The organism is Bacteroidia bacterium, assembly GCA_020852255.1.
Taxonomy (GTDB): domain Bacteria; phylum Bacteroidota; class Bacteroidia; order JADZBD01; family JADZBD01; genus JADZBD01.
Map to the genome: position 1 here is coordinate 423,305 of JADZBD010000002.1, position 22,222 is coordinate 445,526.

A 22,222-nucleotide genomic window follows, 5' to 3' on the forward strand; every position below is an offset into this window, starting at 1 on the left:
GATTGATCACCGCTCCACATCATATTGTTTTGAGTGCGGCCAATGAGTTCAAAAGAAAAACAACTTTTGTGAATGAAATGTGGCAGACTGATTTTTCTTATTTCCGCATCACTGGTTGGGGCAATTATTACATGAGTTCGGTGATGGATGATTACTCTCGATTTCTCATCGTTGGAGATTTGCTCTCCACCATGAAAGCAGAAGATGCCAGAGCAACAATTGATAAAGCGATCATCAGCTCCGGCATATCACCCAACAAAATGCCGAAGCTTTTATCTGACAACGGGTCCTGTTACATTGCTCAGGAGTTCAGGGCATACTTAAAGCTCAAGGGCATCCACCAGATAAACGGCGCTCCTTGTCATCCCCAAACCCAAGGTAAAATAGAACGGTATCATCGTACAATCAAGAATGTTGTCCTGCTCGAGAATTACTATTCTCCCGAAGAATTGCAACGTGCCATTACTAAGTTCGTCCATTATTACAACTACGAGCGCTACCATGAATCACTTGACAACATGACACCAGCCGACGTTTATTTTGGCCGGGCAGAAAAAGTGAGGAGAAATCGAGAAAAAATTAAACGAGAAACAATGTTTAAAAGAAAGGAGGACTACTTCAAACAAAAGCTCATTTTAGAAAAACAAAAATTAGAAGTAACTTTGAATTAAATGCTCAAACACTATATAAGTTCATGCAGCAATCCTCAACACTTTATCCTGAAGATGTACAAATTGGAAGACTTCATCTGTGAACACGACAGGCAAGTTCTCTTAAGAATTACTGGATCGGATGATGTGAAGCAGGCACTTATTCTACTCTACCACGAGCAAGAGCACATAAGGGAAGATTTTTTCAGAAATTTACATGCTGAAACCAAATCGAATCTGACGGAGTTGATAGAAAGAATTAATAGCCTTATTTCAAAGCAGGCCGCGGCTGATATTCTGAGTTCGAATTAATCAATATGCCGAATGAGCGTTACATTATGAATACTAATTTGCCCTATTGCCAAATTTGGCTGAAAATCGTACCTTTGTATAAATGTCCGTAAAGCATGAATTACAGGATATCATTTCAGGAAATGGACCGGTTAGGAATGGAAAAACTATCCAGGCAATCACCGGCTACCTTAGAGGAAAAAAGAAGGCAGTTCAGGGAGCTGAAAAAGCGAAGCAGGTCAAAGAACAGGAAACGCAGACCCTCATAGAGTATATTGATATCAATAAGCTCTGGTACAGTGCCATCGATGAATCAAAATATATCGGCGAAGGTGCTGAACAAAAGATTTACGACTCCCCGGATCCTGATTTCATCATTAAACTCAACGACGGAATATTTTACGAACAGTGGGAAGACTATTTTAACAGCCTTCTGATCCATAACTATTTTTTTCCGCACCTGGCCTACGAGCTCCTTGGATTTTATATGCCTGATGATAAACTTTTCACCGTTGTCCGGCAGCCCTTCGTACGGGCGACAGGCAACACCGACCTTGAAAATGTCAAAGAATTTCTGACTGCGAACGGTTTCCTGAATAAAAAGGGAAATGATTACTACCATCCCGGGCTTGGACTTATCCTGGAGGATCTGCACGATGAAAATGTACTTACGGAAGACGGCGCGCTGCAGTTCATTGATACTGTTTTTTTCCTGACCCCTTCCTTTTATGAAAAAGATCTGGGAAAAGTTTGATCCTGATTTCAATGTGTAATTACTGCACATCGAATTCAAATCCCAGTAACCATCCAGTAACCAAAAAAGGTAAAACAAGGTCAAAAAAGGGGTAGGCAAGGAGAAATCGAAAATGTTAATCTGTTGACTTTGTTTACTTTAATTTCCTATGGTTTACCGGGTGTTAGCCCTACGGGCTACACTTCAACGCCGCCGCATCCGCTGCGGCGTTTTCGTTTCGCCCTGCGGGGTCCATCACGCAAAGTCCCGGCTCCTCATTCGTAAAGCCACCGGCTTTACTCATTCGGCCCTCCTACGGGCTACGAACCTAAAATTGAGGCTTACCTAAAGTGCCTGAGAACTCACTTCTTAGGTACTTTTTTTTGGAGCAATTGCTCAAATTTTACCCATTTATACCCCCTTTTCAGGTTTCCAAACAGGTCGCATTTTTCAAGCTCCAAAAATTGGAAACCTGATCGGGCACTTTTCTTTACAATCCTCCAGTGAAAACAGTGTTTTTCCAGGAAACCTGATCGGGTTTTTTCAACCTGTTTTCCCGTGCAAAGAGGATCCTTTCATGCTCCAAAACTCTTTCCCAACTTTATTCTCATTAGTTAATGAGCCACCATGAATTTATTTACGTATATCCTGTCGGATGAAACTGAAATAAACAGGTAAATGCCGTTTTTGTACCCGGAGATATCTATCTCGCCAATCGGCTCACTCAACACCCCATTTTCTATGGATCTTCCGTATAAATCGCTAATGCTAAAGGCAAGCCCGTTCGTGCATGTGGAGCTTATAAAGACCTTCTCGATTGCAGGAATGGGATATAGCCTGATCGGTTCCGTGTTTTGTGGGACATTTTCTTCGTTCGTCATTGGATTATATTCGAGACAGCCGATTTCTGGATTTGCCAGAACGGGGACATTGCTGAAGTCGGAGGCATAGCCGAGGGGTAGTCCCTGATTGATCAAAAGGGAATTTAATTGCGGATGATAGTCGCCGGCCGGCGGATCAACCAGCAGCGGGTTGGTATAAAATCCGTTTTGCTCATGGTTGTAGGTTGTTTGCAGCGTAGTGAAACTGAAGGACATACTATCGAAAAGACGGTAGAACTTGTTCCCGGTCAGATTCAGGTAACAATTATAGTTCAGTTTATAGCCGGAATAGTCAGGCAAAACAGCACCATTTAAAAAGCGGATGAGTGTAGGGCCCGAATTCAGCAACGTATCGTTTTTCCTGGTCAAGATATTATTATAAAACTCAATAGTGTCGGCAGATCCACCAAAATCCACCATGGCGGTACCGAATCCGTTCCAGGCAAACACATTATTATGAAGTTTTACCTGCCTGCTGTTCCCCGTTATATCTACGAACCGGTTAACATTACCTTCGAAAATATTATAGTATAGGACGATATTGCGGGCATTCCCATTGCATAAAAATGCCGAGTTTTGCACGATGGTGGCATCATCAGTGCTGCGGTGCCGACTGATGTAAACGTTTTTAACATTCCAGCCGGTAACGATTCCGCCTCGTTCGTTTATGGCGGAAGTATTACCAATCAGGGCAATACTGTCGCCCGAAGTAATGTCAAATCCCTGTTCGAAGCATTGTTCGGAATGATTGTTCCTTAAAATAAAATTCCTCCCAACCGTGTTGCCGGATATATCGTTATGGATGACTATTCCATCATTGGCAAATGTTTTCTTTACATAACAGTTTTCGACAACCACATAACTCATCTTATCACTGATAGAGCCGTCGAAATATATGGCGTTTTCCCTGGTATAGATTGCAGTATCATAAAACAAGCGGATATTATTCCCACCCCCGTAAAATGCGAACCCTCCTTTGGAAAAGGTGGAATCAACGCGCACATTCGAAATGGTAATATAATGGCCCTTGCTTATTAAAACACCTTCACGTTTTGATTTGATAATATAAAGAGAATTCAATTGGATGTGATCACACTGCACAAGACGAACCCCGTTATCGTACAGGTTACTGAGTATGATCCTGGGCTTGGAGCCTGATCCGTAATTTGAAAAAACAATGGGATTTGCGAAAGTGCCGCTTTTGTTGTAGAAATAAATGGAATCATTGATCCAGACCGACGATTTTGCCAGGAATACGGAATCGCCTGCCTGTAAATTGACTGCGTTTAGCCGGGTTAGAGTTTTAAAAGCCATGGCAGGCGTTAACCCGGAATTCCCGTCATTACCAGTGTTGAAGTCGACAAAATAATTAATGGCGACTGCCGGCAAATTAAATGCCAGGAGCGCAAGGAAGAATAAGTACGATTTCATATAGAATGATTTGACTATATATCACCCTGCCATTCCCCATTCACACCCTTACCCCGATAACGCACACATCATCCACCTGCTCCAGCGTTCCTTTCCAGGAAGTAAATCTTTCATGGATGAGGTTTCTTTGCTCGTCCATTCTGTGCTTTTGAATGCTTAACAGGTATTCCTTAAGGTGTGATTTCTTGAATTTCTTCCCCTTTTCGCCGCCAAATTGATCCTGAAATCCGTCGGTGAAAAGGTAAATGGTGTCGCCTTTATAGAGCAACTGCTTTACTGTTGAAAACGGAACCGGATTTTCCGTTTTGCAAATCGCCTGCTTCGTAGGTTTGAACTCCTGCAACGGTGGGTCGGGATGATTCCGGGAAGCGGCACGAATGATCCATAATGGAAGGTTCGCACCGGCCCATTCCAGCTCAGCGCATGCTTCTTCCTTTTTTCCAGGTGTGATAAAACGCAGGGAGACAAGGGAAATGTCCATTCCATCCATCACAGCATCATTATTTTTGCTCAGCTTCTCCACCACAATTTCTCTGGTGCGTGACAGAAGCTTGCCCGTATCCTCGATTTTTTCCTCCATGAGTGCCTTCGTTAAGGCATTACTGCAAATCACGCTCACAAGGGCTCCCGGAACCCCGTGCCCCGTGCAATCGGCCGCCGCAATAAATAAATTCTGATTTAATTTCTCCTGCCAGTAAAAATCTCCGGCAACAATGTCTTTGGGAGCATAATAAATGAAATGCTCGGGCAATAATGTTTGGATCTCCCTGGTGGAAGGTAAAATCGCCTCCTGTATGCGCTTGGCGCAAGTGATGCTGTCCAGAATATCCTTGTTCTTGGCGCGAATGATGTTGTTTTGAAGGCGGCTGACCTTCAAATTCCTGAATATCAATATTGAAATGATGATAAGTGAGAGCAATCCTCCGGCAGCCGCATAAATCACGAGCGTTAATCGCGTCTCATTCATTTTTAAATCCTGTATTTTTCTCTTGTTCTCCTCCCTCACGATCACCTCCTTCTTTTCAAAGTCATATTGCATCTGCTGCTGAAGATTTTTCCTGGAATTTTCCTGATTCATAATGCTGTCTCTCAGGACAATGTACTTTTTGTAATGTTCCATCGCCTCCGCATATCGCCGGGTGGTGTCATAAAGCGTATAGAAATAAAACTCATGATCCCTCTGAATGCCGGGTGCCTGTAAGCCCGTGGACATTTCAAGCGCTGTATCTAAATAGTATTCTGCTTTTACGTATTCACCCGAATGCATGTAAAACGCGCCTAAATTTCCTAGCGCTACAGCTTCGTAATACTTGTTCCCTAATTCCCTGCACAGGATCAACATCGTGTCAAAATCCTGCAATGCTGCTTTCTTCAACACGTTTCTCTCTTCCGGACTCTTCGTTATATTGTATCGTTCGGAGAGAATGGCTGCTATGTTTAGCAATACCACCGCCCTGGTGTTCTTGTCGTTGAGCGTGCCGGCAATCTGCAGCGCTTCCTTGTAGTACTCTTCCGCACTCTGGAGCAATGCGCCTTTCTCCAAATCTGTTTTTGCGCTGCCGCTTTGTTCAGCATAAACGGTGCCCAAATTGGCGTATTGAACCATTTTTAAGCGGCTCTTGCCCAGCGAATCGGCTTTGTGCATGACCTTCTGATAATACTCAATGGCCTTGGGATAATTTTTTTCCTCTACATATACAATCCCGATATTTCCCAAATTGACCAGGATCCCTTCTATATTTTTTATCTCTTCATTAATGCGGAGTGCCTTGAGGTGAAATTCCAGGGCTTTTGGGTGATTGGACTGACTCAGGTATACCAGGCCCATACCTGAATTCGCCTGGGCAAGACCATATTTATATTTTCTGTTCTCTGAAGATTGTGCGGCCACCTGAAAACAATCCATAGCAGGTGAAAACTCGCCATTGTTGTAGTAATAGTCTCCCAGTCTATTCAGTGCGTCAATCATACCCCGGATGAATTGGGCTTTTCGCGACAACCTGTATGCCTTGATACTGTATTCAAGACATTTTAAATTATCGGAATACAAGACCGCGGCCGACAACTGGATATACGCATTGATCTTTTGAGTGTCAGGTGCGGTAGAGCCTGTTATCGCGATTAAGGAATCTGTAAGGGACGTTCTCCCCGTAGAAGAATTAAACGAGGCGAGAAAAATTAAAATCAGTAGCCGGCAGCCACCTACTCTCCCGTGTGGTGATAAATGATCGGATATTCCGGAAATCCATCTTGTCATACTGCCCGCCGCCACTAAAACTGCCATAAAAGTACCTTAAGAATTAACTACTTAATGACCAGTCGTACCGGTGTACTGCCGTTACAACGCAGAAAATACACCCCCGGCGACAGCAATGAAACATCCCATCGCGCACTTCCACCCTGCAAACGTTCTGCTATTACCGTTCTTCCGAGTACATCTGTAAGTACAACGCTCAGGTCACCAAAACCACGCAGCTCAATGTAATCCGTTGCAGGATTCGGATAAACCTCAAAATGGTCGGATCCTGCCTGCCCCGAAACTCCTGTGCACAGATCTACCGTGATCATTGATGTATCGGAATTCGTGCAGCCATTCCCGTCGGTGTATGAGTACACAATTGCAAAGGTTCCTGCACCGGCGGAACCGGGATCAAACTGGTTGCCGGTGACCGATGTTCCACTGTAGCTTCCTCCCGGAGGTGTGCCGGGTGTAAGTGTGATGGCGGACCAGGTGATGCAAACTAAGTTTTGTGTTTCGTTGTACACTACCGTTGGCAATGCGTTGACCGTAACGGTATGGCTTGCGGTATTTGTGCATCCGTTCCCGGCGGTGCCTGTAACCGTATAAACAGTTGTAACTGTAGGACCCGCATTGATCACGGCCGTAGTGGCAGATGTGCTCCAGAGATAAGTTTGTGCGCCTCCCGCGGTAAGAGGAATCGTATCCCCTGCGCAGAGTGTGAGGTTGCCGCTGATGGTTACATTGGGAATTGTATTGATGGTAACATTAATGGTATCTGCATCGGTACATCCGTTCACATCGGTGACAACCACAGAATAGGATCCCGAACTGCTTACAGCAAGCGTTTGAGCTGAGGAATTATCGCTCCAGAGATACGAGGCTCCCGGATTACCTGCATCAAGCTGCACACTGCCTCCGCACTGTGTAATATCATTTCCGAGGGTTACTGTGGGAAGGGCATTCACTGTAACTACAATGGCGGTTCGCGAACCTGAGGAACAGGTACTGTCCTGTACATAATACGTTGTGCTGGATGTTAGAACGGGAGTAGTAAAACTGCCACCGCCGCCCAGGTACGTTCCTCCGACCGAAGCATTATACCAACCAAGAATACCGCTGCCCGAGGCACTCAGCGTTGTGCTGTTACCATAACAAATACTTTGCGCAGATGGGTTGCTGGTGTTGGCCGGTGCCGGCGGTGCGTCGCACAGTTTTACCAAAAAATTATCCTCGCTGCCTCCTCCATACAGTTCCTGGTGGGAACCTACGGAGCTCATGTTACTGGTGCTCGAAGTTGCCCCTGCAAAATAGATCTGGCTATTACCGCCCGGGGCGCATCGGTATCCATAATCCCACCCTGCACCACCATAATATGTTCCCCACTGTCGGACTCCTCCGGTGGAAAAGGTTGCCAGAAAAGCATCCATATTTCCGGCAAACACCGGTTGGTAACTGCCGGCTGTTGCAATGACACCGGAAGTGGAAGTGCTGGCCTCTCCGCAAACATAGATCGTGGAACCCTGGCAGAAAATATCTCTGATCCTTTCCGTTCCAACTCCTCCGTAATACGTTCCCCACTGCCGTACCCCGGAACTATTCAGCAGGGTCAGGAAACCGTCGGTCGCACCCATATATACCTGCTGATGCCCATTCAACGTAGCGATCGCATCTGGTGAATCGGTCCACCCCCCCAACAGGATATTGCCAGAACCGTCAATAGCACAGACTGAAAAATCATCCTCCCCGCTGCTTCCTCCATAGTAGGTACCCCATTGCCGTGTCCCGCTCCCGTCAAATGCTGCCAGGTAAGCATCTGTTACTCCGCCGTTGTGAATGGACTGATGACTTCCTGTGGTGGCGATACTTGTTCCGTTAGTTGATTCTGTGGTTCCTGCAATAATCACCACACTGCCGGAACCGTCACAAGCTACATCATATCCGCGGTCAGTGGCACTTCCCCCGTAATACGTTCCCCATTGCCGGACCCCGCTGCTGTTAAATTTAACAAGAAAGGCATCATAGGCAATGTTACCATCACCATGTACCGGCTGATGACTGCCCGGGGTGGCGATCTCATTGGTATAAGAGTAATTTTGCTGTAGCACCATTCCAACGAGATAAACATTTCCCACTGCATCGGCAGCACAGGAAGTGCCGTAATCATATCCGGCGCCGCCGTAATATGTTCCCCACTGTCTTACGCCATTACCATCGAATTTCACCAGAAAGGCATCATCCCCGCCGCCGAAAACCGGCTGGTGAGATCCTGGCGTAGCGATCAAACCCGGGGTGGTGGTATAAGTTTGTCCGCAGATAAAAACATTCCCCATTCCATCTGTACAGCCTCCCCGCATATATTCAGCAGGTGTTCCTCCATAATATGTTCCCCATTGCCGTACGCCGGCCGCATTGAACTTTACCAGAAAACAATCCGTACCACCACCGCCATAGGTGGATTGGTGACTGCCGGTAGTTGCAATTTCTGTACCGAATGCAGAACTCGTGTGGCCTCCAAGAAAAACATCTCCGCTTGTGTTCGTTGCCATCATGCGGTTCACGTCACTTCCCGTCCCTCCGTAATAGGTTGCCCACAACCGCACCTGGGGATCTACGATATACGATTCGCCCGGATTCAATCCTTCTATTTCAATTCCTGCAATGTTCCCGTGAAGCACCCAGCGTGCAGGAAGTTTCCTGCCACCCTGGAAAACCACGGGAGCATCCTCTGCCATACTGCCCAAGGGCGACTCGATCACGAGCGCTCCCTTATCATTGATAAATATTTTTTCTGCTCCTTCTATTTTCATACGCAGTTTCCCCGGATCTGCACCCGCTGCCGCGATGTAATCATATTTTACACTGCCTTCATGCAGGTACCATTTCAGGTCGGTAAGCGGATATATGTTTTTGTAAACAACTGTTCGGTAGACAGGAACATTTACGATACCGTTCGGACAAACTTCATTATAGTAATGGCGGAGTTCGCCTGTGGCATCACTCCCCGTTGCTGTTGCAAGCCCTGCATTCAACCAGGTGATATCTATACGGTAGATCTCTGTTGAAGGAGGCGCCGCCTTCTTTTTTCCCGGTTCACAGATATCGGGGCCGGTACCGGCACTTACTTTGCTGAACTGGTAAGATATTCCGTTTTTACGAAGGTGAAATACCACTCCGTTGCGCGTTCCGGAAAATAAAACATCCGCATTCGCTTTGTTATGCTGATTGTAGACCTGGCCCATGTTTGGAATAAAGCCTTCCGCCGTGTGCCGGCCTTCAAGCGTACTAACAACCATTAATAAAGAGCTGAGAAGAACGATAGCTTTCATATATATGTTTTTATACCTGGCAAAATACAAAAACTGCGTGTTACCAGTTATGAGTAGCGTTATGTGCACAGAGGATCCCCTAGACTATATTGCTACAAATATGAAATTCAGTTGGTTGCATTCCCTTCTAAGGCAAGTTTTGAGAATTTCAGGTGACACTTTTTCCGACAACTCTAGTGCATATCGTGTTCCCGGGCTCGGATAAAGGAGTCATAAAAATATTTCTGATAGATGGGAAAAAAGTCCTTGAACAGGATTGGAACTCAAGTAGTCTTACTCTTGATTTAAGCACGTATCAAAGGGGAACTTACCTGTTCGTTTTTGAGTCACCGGGGAGGAGGATATCCAGGCGGGTAGTATTGCACTGAACTTCGTATCTTTACCAGTGTGAAACGGGCATTGGCAATCATCTGGCTTCTCGTCCTTCTCACCGGATTATTCGGTGTGATGCCCTATTTCTTTTTCAAGCAATCCCAGATCAGAAGTGCCGTAAAACACAAATTGAAATCTCATGTGCCGGAGACGGAACTCCATGCCCTGCGTTTCAATACCAATGCACACATCCTGTGGGTACGCGAAGGAAAAGAATTTAAACTGAACGGGCTTTTCTATGACGTGGTCAAAACAGAAACAGATGGCAAAACCATAATCTACTATTGCGTAAACGATACAGAAGAAAAAATCCTGTTTGAAAAACTTGAACTTCTCTGCCAGCAACAAGCCAGACAAAACGGCGACCCGGCAGGAGCCGCCGTCCAGCAATTTGTCAAATTATTTTCCATAGATCTTCCGTCCATAAATTCATCCTGCCTGCTACCCGCTTCCTCCTGCTTACTTACTGCCTTTTGCACACTACCTACACGCGCTCCCTTCCTCGTCCCTCCCACCCCTCCGCCCGATCTTAAAGGTTAACGGTATTCATCCATTCTCGTTAAACCTTATTTTCCAGATTATGAAACGACTATTAGTCGTCCTGTCTGCATTGCCGCTGATGGTAAATGCACAGGATTTGAACGATACTACCCGGGTCAACGAACTTGATCCTGTGCTGATATCCGCAGATAAATACGGAGAACGTAAAAAAGAGATTCCGTATACAATGGAACTGATTGATATCAAGCAGATCGAGTTTCAGAATGCACAGAATACCGGCGATATGCTGATGAACTCAGGATCTGTTTTTGTGCAAAAATCCCAACAGGGCGGAAGCAGTCCTTCCCTGCGCGGATTTGAAGCCAGCCGGGTGCTTCTGGTGGTAGACGGGGTACGAATGAATAATGCCATTTACCGGGCCGGACATCTGCAGGATGTGATTACGCTGGATCAAAGTATGTTTGACCGGACAGAGATCCTTTTCGGCCCGTCTTCCGTGATGTACGGAAGCGATGCGCTGGGAGGCGTCATGTGCTTCTATACGCGCAAGGCTGTTTTCGGAGACGACTCCGGCATGTATGTCAATAGCAACTCCTGGTTCAGATGGTCTTCCGCCAATAACGAATTTTCGGGTCATGCGGATATCAATCTGGGATGGAAAAAACTGGCCTCTATTACCAGTTTTACACACAGCACCTTCGGCGATCTGAGAGCAGGCAGCAACCGTCATCCCTTCTACGATCAGTACTGGAGAAGAGATTTTTACATTGATACCATCAACGGTACCGACACCCTGCTGAAGAATCCTGACCCTAATACACAACTCTACAGCGGATATTCCCAATATGATCTGTTTCAGAAATTCTCCTGGAAAGTCCGCGAGAATATTCTTCAAACCGTGAATCTCCAATATTCCAATTCGTCGAACATTCCCCGTTACGACCGGCTCACCGACACCTCCGCCAACGGAGATCTCCGGTTTGCCGAATGGTATTACGGGCCGCAGCTGCGGCTGATGAGTATCCTGAATACAAGGGTACTTGCCGAAAATAAAATTTTCAACAGCCTGAGCATTTCGCTGGCTGCCCAGAAAATCCGGCAGCAGCGAATAACCCGTCGCTATAAGAATAATGACCGGAATATACAGGAAGAAAATCTCCTGGTTTTCTCATTCAACACCGACTTCGTTAAGTTTCTTTCTGAAAAACATGATATTCATTACGGGATTGAAGTAACGTACAACGATGTTCAGTCTGATGCTCACACCCGTAACCGGATAACCGATGAAAAGACACCTTACCCCACCCGGTATCCGAATGGCGGCAGCACCATGAGCAGCTATGCCGGATATTTCGCCTACAAAGGGAAAGTGGCGAAGAACAAGATAATACTTACGGCCGGTCTCCGGTATTCAGCAGGCAGTATTTCCGCCGATTTTTCAGATACCGCTTTTTATCCCTTCCCCTACGCAGCTATCGGGCAAAGAAATTCAGCACTTACCTGGACAGCGGGTGTGGTGTGGAACCCCAGCGAAAAATGGAAGTTTGCACTTATGAATTCCTCCGGTTTCCGCTCACCGAACGTAGATGACCTGGCAAAGGTATTCGATTCCTCACCCGGAATGCTGATTGTTCCTAATCCGGATCTGGCGCCTGAGAAAGTAATTAACACCGAAATCAGTGCAGATGCCCGATTGGGAAAACACCTGCATGCCTTTATTGCGGGCTGGTATACCGTGCTGACAGATGCTATTGTGGTGAAGGATTTTATCTTTGACGGGAAGGATTCCCTGCTTTATGACGGGCAGATGAGTCAGGTACAAGCTGCGCAAAACGCCGACGACGGCATGATTACCGGGCTTACCGGCACCCTGCATTTCCTGTTCAACGACCTGTTCACATTGAAAAGTTCCGCAACATATACCTACGGGCGCTATCATGACTCCGATAACGATACAGTGATTCCGCTGGATCACGTACCTCCTGCTTTCGGTCAGACTGCGTTGAATATCAAGAGTAAGAAAGCAGAAACAGAGATTTATGTCCGATACAACGGGCCGAAACTGCTGCGGGATTACTCTCCCAGCGGGGAAGATAATCTTCAGTATGCTACCGCGGAGGGGATGCCATCCTGGGTAACGCTGAATTTCAAGACCGCTTTCCGGATCAATCGCATGATCACTGTCAATACCGGGGTAGAGAATATTCTGGATACACATTACCGGCATTTTGCTTCCGGGATAAGCGCACCGGGAAGAAATTTCTTTGTCACATTACGAGGAAAGTTTTAGGAAGCGCTGTGAATGTTTATATGCGCAGTTTAGTATCTTTGATACATGTGGGCAACCGAAGAGCTGAAAAAAAAGCAAATCATCGGAGATGAACAGAAGAACACCTTAGACGATCTCGAAATAACACACCCTCTTTCCATCCACTGGGAACTGCGGGTCATTTTGTACCTCGGCGTAACGCTACTTAGCACCGGACTGGGTATTCTCATCTATAAAAATATTGATACGATTGGTCATCATGTGATCATTGCATTAAATGCACTTGCCTGCACTGCCTGCTTCTGGTATATATGGAAACATAAACTGCCCTTTCACTGGGGCAGCATGCAACACCCGTCTCCATTTTATGATTATGTGCTTTTACTGGGCGTGCTGTTGCTTGGAATATTAACCGGTTATATTCAATACCAGTACGAAATCTTTGGAACTCATTACGGGCTGGCTACCCTTCTCCCTTCCCTTGCTTATCTTTTCCTTGCATACAGGTTTGACCACAAAGGTGTACTGTCTCTCTCCGTTACCGGTTTAGCTGCCTGGGCCGGCATCAGCGTATCCTTGCATGATCTTCTGGAGAATAATTTTGATTCGGAACGTGAGCTGATGTATACCGGTATCGCTTTCGGCATCTGTACCGGAGCCGCCGCCTGGTTTACAGAACAGAAAGAGAAGAAGAAGCATTTTGCATTTACCTTTCACAATTTTGCAGCGAATATTTTCTTTATTGCAGCCCTTTCCGGGTTATTTTCAGGCGAAGCCGAAGTGCTTATGGTTCTGCTGATCGCCGCCGGCGTGTATTTCTATATTTACTATGCAAGAAAAATGAAGTCCTTCATCTTCCTGCTTTATTCAGTTATCTACGGATATATCATGTTCTCTTACCTTTTTATCCTGTTGATGGACTGGATGAGCGGAAATGATGATCTGATGATCACACTCGGATTCCTGTACTTTATGGCCAGTGCAGGGGGAGTTGTACTCTTCTTTATCCATTACAAAAAACTCCTGGGTATCAAAAAATGATCATCTATTCCAAAGAAAATCTCCATGGGTTGCACATCACTAATGCAGCTAAACGCTGGTTTGCCCGGAACTGGATCAGTGCCGGCATCCTTGAAAAGACACAAACAGCATATCCTGTCACCTTTTACAGTCCGAATGTTTTCATTCGTATTGGCCTGTTTCTCTTCACCCATTTCATCATCAGTTCGGCCTACGGAATGTTTATTTTCTGGTTTAACTTCATTGATTCCTCCTCCTGGGAAACGGCCATGGCATCCATGCTGATTTTTTTCGCCGTTTTGTGCACGGGGACGCTCGAATTCGGGATCCGCCGACTGGTTAAAGGCAGAGAGCTGTATAACAGTGGAATCGGGGAAGCGCTGATCTACTCAGCACTCGGCTTTCTGGCAGGGGGTCTGTTCTGGTTGCTTTCAGGAACAAGTATGAATGACGAGGATGCATTTCTCACAACCTGTTTCCTCTTGTTGCCTGTACTGCTCGCCGGTGCTGTTCGCTACCTTGATCTGGTCTGCGCGGCGGGATCGGTCATCTGCTTTTATCTCATCGCATTTTTGATACTTATTAAAACCGGCGACTCAGCCAAATACATCATTCCCTTCGCCTTTATGCTTTTATCTGCCGCTTTTCTGCTGGGATTCGCCCGGATCAGAAGACTGCAGAAATTTCTATTCTGGAAAAAGGTGATTACGGTGGCACGACTGATCAATATGCTCGTACTCTATTTCTCAGGAAATTATTTTGTAATAAGAGAATCGTCCATTGAATTCTTTCACATGTCGCAGGATTCAGAAGTACCGCTCTACTGGTTCTTCTGGGCATTTACTTTTCTGGTTCCCCTTGCCTACCTGTTTTTGGGGCTTGCCCGAAAAGATAAGGTCTTTCTCTGGAGCGGACTGATCCTGATCGGCCTGTCGGTGATGACATTCCGAAATTATTACAGTGTTGCGCCCCCCGAAGTAGCCTTGAGCCTTGCGGGGTTTGTGCTGATCCTCCTGGCCTGGGTGGGAATAAAATACTTCAGGGAAGGAAGAAAGGGAATCACTTATGTGGCTGAACCGGATGAAGACAATTTTTTAAAGGAGCATGCCGAGGCACTGATCATAGCTCAAACAATGGGAACTACCGGACCGTCTGCAGATGAAAGCGTAGGCCCAGGTGGCGGAGATTTTGGAGGTGGCGGGAGTGAGACAAAGTGGTAGTGAGCGTGAGCAGCAGGCAGTAGTAATAGATTTGCAGTATTCAGGTATCTTTGTCTTTATGTCATCTCAAGCTCCCATTGGTATTTTTGACTCCGGAATCGGTGGCTTAACGGTATTGTCGGAGATCCGGAAATTGATGCCACATGAAGAGCTCATCTACTTTGCAGACTCGGCGAATCTGCCCTATGGAGAAAAACCCATGGAGAAGATCCTGGAGCTCAGTAAAAATATCGTGGAATTGCTTCGCTCCAAAGGTTGTAAGCTTATTGTGATCGCATGTAACACTGCGAGCGCGGCAGCCCTTAAACCCCTCAGGGAACTCTATCCTGATTTTCCTTTTGTAGGAATGGAACCGGCAGTGAAACCGGCTGCGGAGCAAACAAAAACAAAAACGGTTGGAGTGCTTGCCACACCCGCTACATTCCAGGGTGAATTGTATGCTTCTGTTGTGGAACGATTTGCACAGGATGTAGAAGTCATTCGTCAACCCTGTCCGGGGCTTGTACAACAAATAGAAGCTGGAAAATTACACACTCATGATACCGAAGGAATGCTGAGAGGATGGATAGAGCCCATGCTGGAGAAAAATATTGACACGCTGGTGCTGGGATGTACGCATTATCCATTTGTAAAAGAACTCATCAAAAAAATTGCTGGAGAAAAGGTGCGCATCATAGATCCTGCTCCGGCAGTAGCTAAACAGGTACAGCGAATATTAGAACAAAAAGATCTGCTGGTCAGCGGAACCAAAGCAGCAGATATTACCTATTTCACCAGCGGTTCTGTAGAGCAGATGAAAAGTGCATTGAGTATGCTGGACATGAAGCCGGGGGAAGTGATTGAATTACAAAGCTGAGATTGAAGAGGGAATGGGAAAGGAATCCGGTTATTTAAACCAGGATGAATACATCACATAGTTTCCGGCGATGCGGTTTATTTCGCCGGCGATAAGTTCCTGAGAAATATCCTTTACCTTTTTGGCCGGAACACCGGCATAAATACTCCCCGACTCTACTTTGGTTCCTTCAAGTAAAACGGCTCCGGCAGCAATAATAGAATTGCTTCCCACCACACAGCCGTCCATCACAATCGCTCCCATACCAATCAATACATTATCCTGAATGGTGCATCCGTGTACTATGGCATTATGACCGATGGAAACATTGTTGCCAATGTTGGTAGGAGCCTTCTGATAGGTGCAGTGAATGATGGCGCCATCCTGAACGTTCACTTTGTTCCCCATTTTAATGTAATGCACATCTCCCCGCACTACAGCATTAAACCAAAAGGAACACTGATCACCGCAGGTAACATCACCTACGATGGTAGCATTCTCAGCAATAAAAACTTCTTTTCCGAATGCGGGGGAAACTCCTTTTACGGGTTTAATTACCGGCATACTATTTCTCTTCCGGTGTATGCGGATTCACAGGTTTGTTCCCGTCTTTATTCAGTTTATTCTTCGGCTTCACATCGTCGGCTTCCCATCCGCCTCCGGCAATGGTCTCGCGAATCACGTCCACGCTGGTTTTCTTTGTCAGAAAAACTACGGTGAGCGTTTTTGTAGAGAGGTCCACTTCCGCCTTTTTCACACCTTTAATGCCCTTGACCAGTTTTTCAATTCCGGTCTTGCACTTATCGCATTCGGCATTTACCTTAATCTTAACCTCCGTTTTACGCTGCGCCATGCCGGCAGATCCGAAGGATACGAAGAGCGCAATGAGTGCGATGAGAATTTTATTGTTCATAGGAGTTATTTATTGGGTTCGCAGAAAATGACTTCAACCTTATACTTGTGTTCACTGCCTTCTCCCGGATTAAAATTTTCTATTGCTGCAATAATCTTTTCTTTTGAAATCTTCACCTCGTCAAATATAAATGTACCGGTCATGCTTTCAAAATCCACGGTGCTGGATTTTACTCCCTTCAACTGGTAGACATTATCCTCAATTCCCTTGGCGCAGCCATGGGCACATGTCATCCCGGAAATTTTCACCTTTAGCACCATCATTGAACGCTTTGGGGCCTTCGGGTCCTTTTTACTGTTTTCCTGCGGCACTGGCGTTTCTTGAGATGCCAAAGCCCCCGCCATCAAAAGGCACAGGCTAAAAAGCGCTATTTTCAGATATGCTTTCATGTTTTCAATGTTAGTTTGCGATTCTATTTATCTAATATATTGTTAATCAATATGATACCTCCATCCCAGATAAATTTTTCTCCCTTCTGTAGGCCCCCAGATAAACGAAGTATCAAAATACGGGCCATAGGGGTTTGCGGAGGAAATAATGGCATCCTTTTGAATGAAGTTAAGAAGATTCTCGGAACCCAGGTAAAGTTCATGACGCTTCCAAATGCGGTTCACCTGCATATTCAGTTTAAAATATGGATCGGAGTAATCAGGCCGGCGGAAAGGAACCGGATTAAATAAGGTATAGGGTAAGCGCTTCTTACCAAACCATTGTGTGGTTAAACTCGCATTCCACTTCCTGTTAAATGTTTCATAGTAAAGAGTAGCCAGAACCCGGTGCCGGGCAATGAAGGGAAGTTCCTCCCTGTTTCCGTCCTTCTCCTTTTGCACATCCAGGAATTTCCAGGCGAGTTTGATATCCAGGTTTTTGATTACTTCCCAGCTGAATTCGGCCTGAATGGCGGTAGACCATGTTTTCCCGTTAAAATTTGCGAAATGTACTTCGGTAAAATCAAAGCTGTAATCGGGAATCACCATATTCCTGAACCGGGTGTGGTAGGCATCCAGGATAAAAGTTCCTTTACGGTACAGCCATTTGAATTTCTTAACAAGACTGATCCCTGTATTTACCGATTCCTGCGGCCTCAGGTCACCGTGAATGAGAATAACCTTAGAAGAAGCCAGGATATTTGGATTTTCAGCAAGAATATAACTGTGCTTCCATCCGGTTCCGATATTCGCGCGCAGATCAAAATTTTCACTGAATGAATATTTCATGCTCAGCCTGGGAGTGAGGAACACTTTCCCATCGGAAAGATCGGCCCTTACCCCGGCGATAAAAGCCAGTATTTGATTTTTGTTAAATGTGTTCTCAATGAACACGCCGGGAACGCTCTCCCTGCGTTTAATGGTAAGGGTATCGAATGTTTCCTGTGTATCATCGTACCTATAACTGAAACCTGCATCGAGGCTATTGTATTCATTCCACCGGCGGTTATAAATCATACGCAGATTTCCGTTCACCTCCTTGCCTTCATATTGCCTTAGCCCGTAGAAACCGTACTGACTGTGGTAAACCCCCGAATACTGGAATCCGATGCTGTGTTCCTTCTTTCCTTTTAAAGCCCTTCCGATCCGCCCGTTGAAATCCAATTTGTTCGTGGTCAGCTCCTGTCCCCACCCGCCTAGTGTATCATGGTGATGTTCCCCGTGTTCAAATCCGGTTTGTCCGCCCATTCGCTGCTCGTACAGATACCGTATCGTATTTTGGGAAATAGTACCCTGCTTACTCAGGTATTTCCATTTGCTGGCCAGGCTCACGCTTTGGAGCATCGGCATATCCATGAATCCATCATTATTAAGATCCTCCTCTTTATCCGAATGATCGGCGTGTATCATAAAAATAGTGGAGAGCTGGTCGTTGAGTTTCCACTTCTTGTCAATGTTCAGCTCTTTTCGCAGGTCGTCATCCAGGTAAGCATTTACAAATAAACTTTTTGTATTCATCGGATCTTTCAGATCCACATTCACCATACCGGCCATCGCTTCATGACCGAAGATCACGGTGCCCGGTCCTTTTACAATATGGATTGCATTGATCTGATTTCCTGGTACGCTATTCAGCCCATAGGTTTGGGAGAGCCCACTGAGCAGCGGGGCATTCTCCGTAAGTAATAAAGTGTAGGCTCCCGACAATCCCAGAATCTGAATCTCCTTGCTGCCTGTAACAGCATCTTTGTATGTAATATCTACGCTGGCATTGGTTTCAAAACTCTCCCCCAGGTTACAACAGGCCATTTTAGTCAGCTCTTTGGGAGTAATAATTTCAGTTTTTATGGGAGAATAGGAGATGAAATTTCCGTCTTTCTTTTCTGTAATGTTTACCTGTCCCAGCGTTTTCACGTTATTCATGCGCACCGTCAGGGACTTTTTCAGTGAATCTGTCAGAAGAATGGTATCGGTCACAAACTCTGTGTGAAGAACCACTAAGCGGGCGGGGAAGCTGTCGGGCCAGCCAATGAATGCCAATCCCTTCTCGTCTGTTTGTGCTGCATTTTTGGTTCCCAGCCAGGCTATTCCGGCAAATTCCACGGGTTGTGCAGAATCGCCCAGGACCTGCACACGAAGGCCCTGACCGAAAAATTCAGTGACAAAAAATAAAGCGAAACCTGTAAGAAGAATCCTGAGCATGATGAGCAACTTAATATAACGAACAGACGGTCCCCGGAGGGGAAATCCACATTATATTCAGTCTCAGATCAGGAGAATTTGTATGAGGCGAAGAATACTAACGCCGAGATTGGGCGGATCGAAATCGGAAGGCTTTTCATCCTGTCCCTCACTTTCTGAATCCGAGGCGGGTGAAAGGAATGGAATACCCACAATCTGGATCGGCTCATCGGAAGACTCCGGTTTAACTGTTGCTGTATGTGCCCCGGTATTCATTTCCGAAACACTCATCAAACAGCAATCAGGAGAAACACATGCGTTGTGGTGATCCGGATCCTTTTTGCACTTTTTCATTTGCCCCAGTTCATAGGTGGTGTGCCCGCTGCCGGTACAGATCATGCGCGAAAGGGTAAATCCTCCTCCCGCCGCAAGGGTAAGAAGAATCATCACAAAAAGAATACTATGCCTTAGAATGAATTTCATTCACAACAAAGATAGATCAAAGAGCGAGAATGGTACAAGTACAAAAAGAGCGGTTAACGTAGATTAACAAAGCTCGCAAAGCTTTACATCATGTTGTATTTCAAGCACTTACCTTTGCTCCACGATGATGGGGCGGATAATCAATCGTATAATGCAGTCCCCGGCTTTCCTTTCTGGCCATTGCATGCTTGATAATAATATACCCCACCTTGATCAGGTTTCGCAGTTCACACAGACCGGGGAAGATAGTAGTGCGTTCATAAAGCGTTTCCGTTTCACGGTGAAGGATCAGCAAGCGGTCGAAGGCCCGTTTGAGACGAAGATTAGACCTGACGATGCCTACGTAATTAGTCATGATAGCCTGCACTTCCTGCAGGCTTTGGGTGATGAGTACCATTTCCTCGGCATTGATGGTACGTTCTGCGTTCCAGTCAGGAATATCGTTTCTGTATTGCACCGAACCTGCATGCGAAAGGGCATATTGAGCTGCATGATGAGCATAAACAACTGCTTCCAGCAGGGAATTGGATGCCAGGCGGTTCGCTCCGTGTAATCCGGTACGTGAACATTCGCCCACGGCGAGAAGGTTTTTGATACTGGTTCGCGCCTGTTTGTCCACACTGATTCCTCCGCACATATAATGGGCGGCGGGCACCACGGGAATAGGTTGTTTTGTGATATCAATTCCCAGCGAGCTGCATTTATTCATGATATTGGGAAAGTGTTTCTTCATTCCGTCGCGGTCAAGCTGCGTACAATCGAGCCAGACAAAATCTTCTCCGCGAATTTTCAGTTCGTTATCAATACTGCGGGCCACAATGTCTCGAGGTGCAAGCGATCCACGTGCGTCGTATTTGCCCATAAATTCCTTGCCATCGGCTGTTTTAAGCACTCCACCAAAACCGCGCATGGCTTCGGTGATAAGAAAGGCCGGTTTTTCATTGGGATTAAACAAGGACGTGGGGTGGAACTGAAAGAATTCCATATCCTCCACTCTGCCTTTAGCACGATAGACCATAGCCACCCCATCACCCGTAGCGATCAGGGGATTGGTGGTGCTGGCATATACATGTCCTGCACCACCTGTTGCCATAAGCGTCACTTTAGACAAAATCTGGTCCACCTGCTGATTACGGGTGTTGAGTGCATACACCCCAAAGCACTCGATATCCGGAGTTCTGCTATTGACATACACGCCCAGATGATGTTGAGTGATAAGGTCAAGCGCAAAGTAATGATCAAAGATTTCGATATTGGGATGCGCATGCACTTTCGCCAGAAGAGCCCGTTCTATTTCGAATCCGGTTTTGTCTTTAAAGTGAAGGATCCTGTTTTCGGAATGCCCTCCCTCCCTGCCAAGATCAAACGCTCCCCTGGCGTCTTTATCGAATTCCGCTCCATATTTTACAAGTTCCAGAATGCGGTCGGTTGATTCCTCCACCACCATCCGGACCACTTCCTGATCACACATTCCGTCGCCCGCGATCAGGGTGTCGCGTATATGCTTCTCGAAAGTATCCGGTGCATGCATTACTGCGGCAATTCCGCCCTGTGCATATTTGGTATTGGACTCCGCCTCATCCGATTTGGTAATGATCAGCACTTTTCCTTTCGCCGCTACCTTTAGGGCATAGGAAAGCCCCGCAATACCGGAACCAATTACAAGGAAATCAGTATACCGTTTCATTGTATAAAGTTAATAATACCTTGAACATGCGCTTTAAAAAGGATGATTCAGGAAATGGCTGCGCTGCAGAAATATAAACGGGATTAAGAAGAATTTCCGAAATTTGCCCCATGGAGAAACAAGCACCTGTTCTGTTCTACGCAGAAATGACACCCAATCCTCTGGTGATGAAATTCGTGTGCGACAAAAATCTTATTCAAGCCGGCGCGAGTGCTGAGTACACAAAGATGTCTGAAACCTCCGGATCTGCACTGGCAGCGGCATTGTTTCAGTTTCCTTATGTACAGGGGGTTTTCATCTCCTCCAACTTCGTATCAGTAACGCGGAACCCGACGGCTTCCTGGGACGATGTAATGAATGAATTGCGTGAATTCCTCCGGCAATTCATGGCCATGGATATTGATCCCGTTGCCCAATTGCCAATGAAAGAAGTCTTCTCCGATTCTTCTTTCAGCGAAACCCTGCAGGTTCCCACTCAGCATAATCCTCCCGGCAACGAAACCGAGCAAAAAATCGTGGAGGTACTTGATCAGTATGTTCGTCCTGCCGTGGAATCAGACGGCGGCCTGATCACCTTTATTTCATTCATCAATGGCCGTGTAACCGTACAGTTGCGCGGTGCCTGCAGCGGCTGTCCTTCTTCTTCTGTTACTCTAAAATCCGGTATTGAAGCATTGCTCAAACGCATGGTACCGGGCGTGGAGGAAGTGGTAGCGGAACTCCCCCGGCCATAACCCCCGACCCAAAGGAAGGGGGCTA

The 22,222-nt window shown here is 46.2% G+C and carries 18 protein-coding genes; 9 read left to right on the plus strand and 9 right to left on the minus strand.

Annotation, left to right across the window (positions count from 1 at the left end):
- The first annotated feature begins 2 nt into the window (after nucleotides 1-2).
- Entirely contained in the window at nucleotides 3-671 is a 669-nt protein-coding gene (locus tag IT233_02610; protein ID MCC7301510.1) for a transposase family protein, read from the plus strand.
- Nucleotides 672-1,044: 373 nt separating this feature from the next.
- Nucleotides 1,045-1,695 (plus strand): hypothetical protein, encoded by a 651-nt coding sequence (locus IT233_02615; GenBank protein ID MCC7301511.1) that lies wholly within the window; start codon nucleotides 1,045-1,047, stop codon nucleotides 1,693-1,695.
- Between the two features lie 593 nt (nucleotides 1,696-2,288).
- Here the strand turns inward: IT233_02615 and IT233_02620 are convergent.
- The 3 genes from IT233_02620 to IT233_02630 form a co-directional block, all read right to left on the minus strand.
- Nucleotides 2,289-3,986, minus strand: coding sequence for a right-handed parallel beta-helix repeat-containing protein (locus IT233_02620; GenBank protein ID MCC7301512.1), 1,698 nt, complete (start codon nucleotides 3,984-3,986; stop codon nucleotides 2,289-2,291).
- Between the two features lie 40 nt (nucleotides 3,987-4,026).
- Nucleotides 4,027-5,955 carry a tetratricopeptide repeat protein gene (locus IT233_02625; GenBank protein MCC7301513.1) on the minus strand — a complete coding sequence of 643 codons (1,929 nt, stop codon included), beginning with the start codon at nucleotides 5,953-5,955 and terminating at the stop codon, nucleotides 4,027-4,029.
- Nucleotides 5,956-6,290: 335 nt separating this feature from the next.
- A complete protein-coding gene (locus tag IT233_02630) occupies nucleotides 6,291-9,554 on the minus strand; it encodes a T9SS type A sorting domain-containing protein (protein MCC7301514.1) in 3,264 nt (1,087 codons plus the stop codon).
- 176 nt (nucleotides 9,555-9,730) lie between these two features.
- On the opposite strand from IT233_02630, the gene IT233_02635 reads away from it, so the two are divergent.
- The 6 genes from IT233_02635 to IT233_02660 are packed head-to-tail and all read left to right on the plus strand — an operon-like array spanning nucleotide 9,731 to nucleotide 15,792.
- A complete protein-coding gene (locus IT233_02635; GenBank protein ID MCC7301515.1) occupies nucleotides 9,731-9,922 on the plus strand; it encodes a T9SS type A sorting domain-containing protein in 192 nt (63 codons plus the stop codon).
- 19 nt (nucleotides 9,923-9,941) lie between these two features.
- The gene (locus IT233_02640) at nucleotides 9,942-10,466 is read left to right on the plus strand and encodes a hypothetical protein (protein MCC7301516.1); all 525 of its coding nucleotides are present in this window, start codon (nucleotides 9,942-9,944) and stop codon (nucleotides 10,464-10,466) included.
- Between the two features lie 40 nt (nucleotides 10,467-10,506).
- Nucleotides 10,507-12,717, plus strand: a complete 2,211-nt coding sequence (locus IT233_02645) for a TonB-dependent receptor (protein ID MCC7301517.1) — start codon at nucleotides 10,507-10,509, stop codon at nucleotides 12,715-12,717.
- 45 nt (nucleotides 12,718-12,762) lie between these two features.
- On the plus strand, nucleotides 12,763-13,737 hold the full coding sequence (locus IT233_02650; GenBank protein ID MCC7301518.1) for a DUF2157 domain-containing protein: 975 nt from the start codon (nucleotides 12,763-12,765) through the stop codon (nucleotides 13,735-13,737).
- On the plus strand, nucleotides 13,734-14,936 hold the full coding sequence (locus tag IT233_02655; protein MCC7301519.1) for a hypothetical protein: 1,203 nt from the start codon (nucleotides 13,734-13,736) through the stop codon (nucleotides 14,934-14,936). The genes IT233_02650 and IT233_02655 overlap by 4 nt, the downstream gene beginning before the upstream one ends.
- A gap of 58 nt (nucleotides 14,937-14,994) precedes the next feature.
- The gene (locus tag IT233_02660) at nucleotides 14,995-15,792 is read left to right on the plus strand and encodes a glutamate racemase (protein ID MCC7301520.1); all 798 of its coding nucleotides are present in this window, start codon (nucleotides 14,995-14,997) and stop codon (nucleotides 15,790-15,792) included.
- Nucleotides 15,793-15,822: 30 nt separating this feature from the next.
- Here IT233_02660 and IT233_02665 read toward each other — a convergent pair whose 3' ends face one another.
- From IT233_02665 to nadB, 6 genes are all read right to left on the minus strand, one after another.
- The gene (locus IT233_02665; protein ID MCC7301521.1) at nucleotides 15,823-16,335 is read right to left on the minus strand and encodes a gamma carbonic anhydrase family protein; all 513 of its coding nucleotides are present in this window, start codon (nucleotides 16,333-16,335) and stop codon (nucleotides 15,823-15,825) included.
- A gap of 1 nt (nucleotide 16,336) precedes the next feature.
- Nucleotides 16,337-16,684, minus strand: coding sequence for a heavy-metal-associated domain-containing protein (locus tag IT233_02670; protein MCC7301522.1), 348 nt, complete (start codon nucleotides 16,682-16,684; stop codon nucleotides 16,337-16,339).
- Between the two features lie 5 nt (nucleotides 16,685-16,689).
- Nucleotides 16,690-17,073 carry a heavy-metal-associated domain-containing protein gene (locus IT233_02675; protein ID MCC7301523.1) on the minus strand — a complete coding sequence of 128 codons (384 nt, stop codon included), beginning with the start codon at nucleotides 17,071-17,073 and terminating at the stop codon, nucleotides 16,690-16,692.
- A 42-nt stretch (nucleotides 17,074-17,115) separates the two neighbouring features.
- Nucleotides 17,116-19,314 carry a TonB-dependent receptor gene (locus IT233_02680; protein ID MCC7301524.1) on the minus strand — a complete coding sequence of 733 codons (2,199 nt, stop codon included), beginning with the start codon at nucleotides 19,312-19,314 and terminating at the stop codon, nucleotides 17,116-17,118.
- 63 nt (nucleotides 19,315-19,377) lie between these two features.
- Complete coding sequence (locus IT233_02685) at nucleotides 19,378-19,776, minus strand: hypothetical protein (protein ID MCC7301525.1); 399 nt, start codon at nucleotides 19,774-19,776, stop codon at nucleotides 19,378-19,380.
- Between the two features lie 100 nt (nucleotides 19,777-19,876).
- Nucleotides 19,877-21,463 (minus strand): L-aspartate oxidase, encoded by a 1,587-nt coding sequence (gene nadB, locus IT233_02690; GenBank protein MCC7301526.1) that lies wholly within the window; start codon nucleotides 21,461-21,463, stop codon nucleotides 19,877-19,879.
- Nucleotides 21,464-21,573: 110 nt separating this feature from the next.
- On the opposite strand from nadB, the gene IT233_02695 reads away from it, so the two are divergent.
- Complete coding sequence (locus IT233_02695; protein MCC7301527.1) at nucleotides 21,574-22,197, plus strand: NifU family protein; 624 nt, start codon at nucleotides 21,574-21,576, stop codon at nucleotides 22,195-22,197.
- The last annotated feature ends 25 nt before the right edge of the window (nucleotides 22,198-22,222 follow it).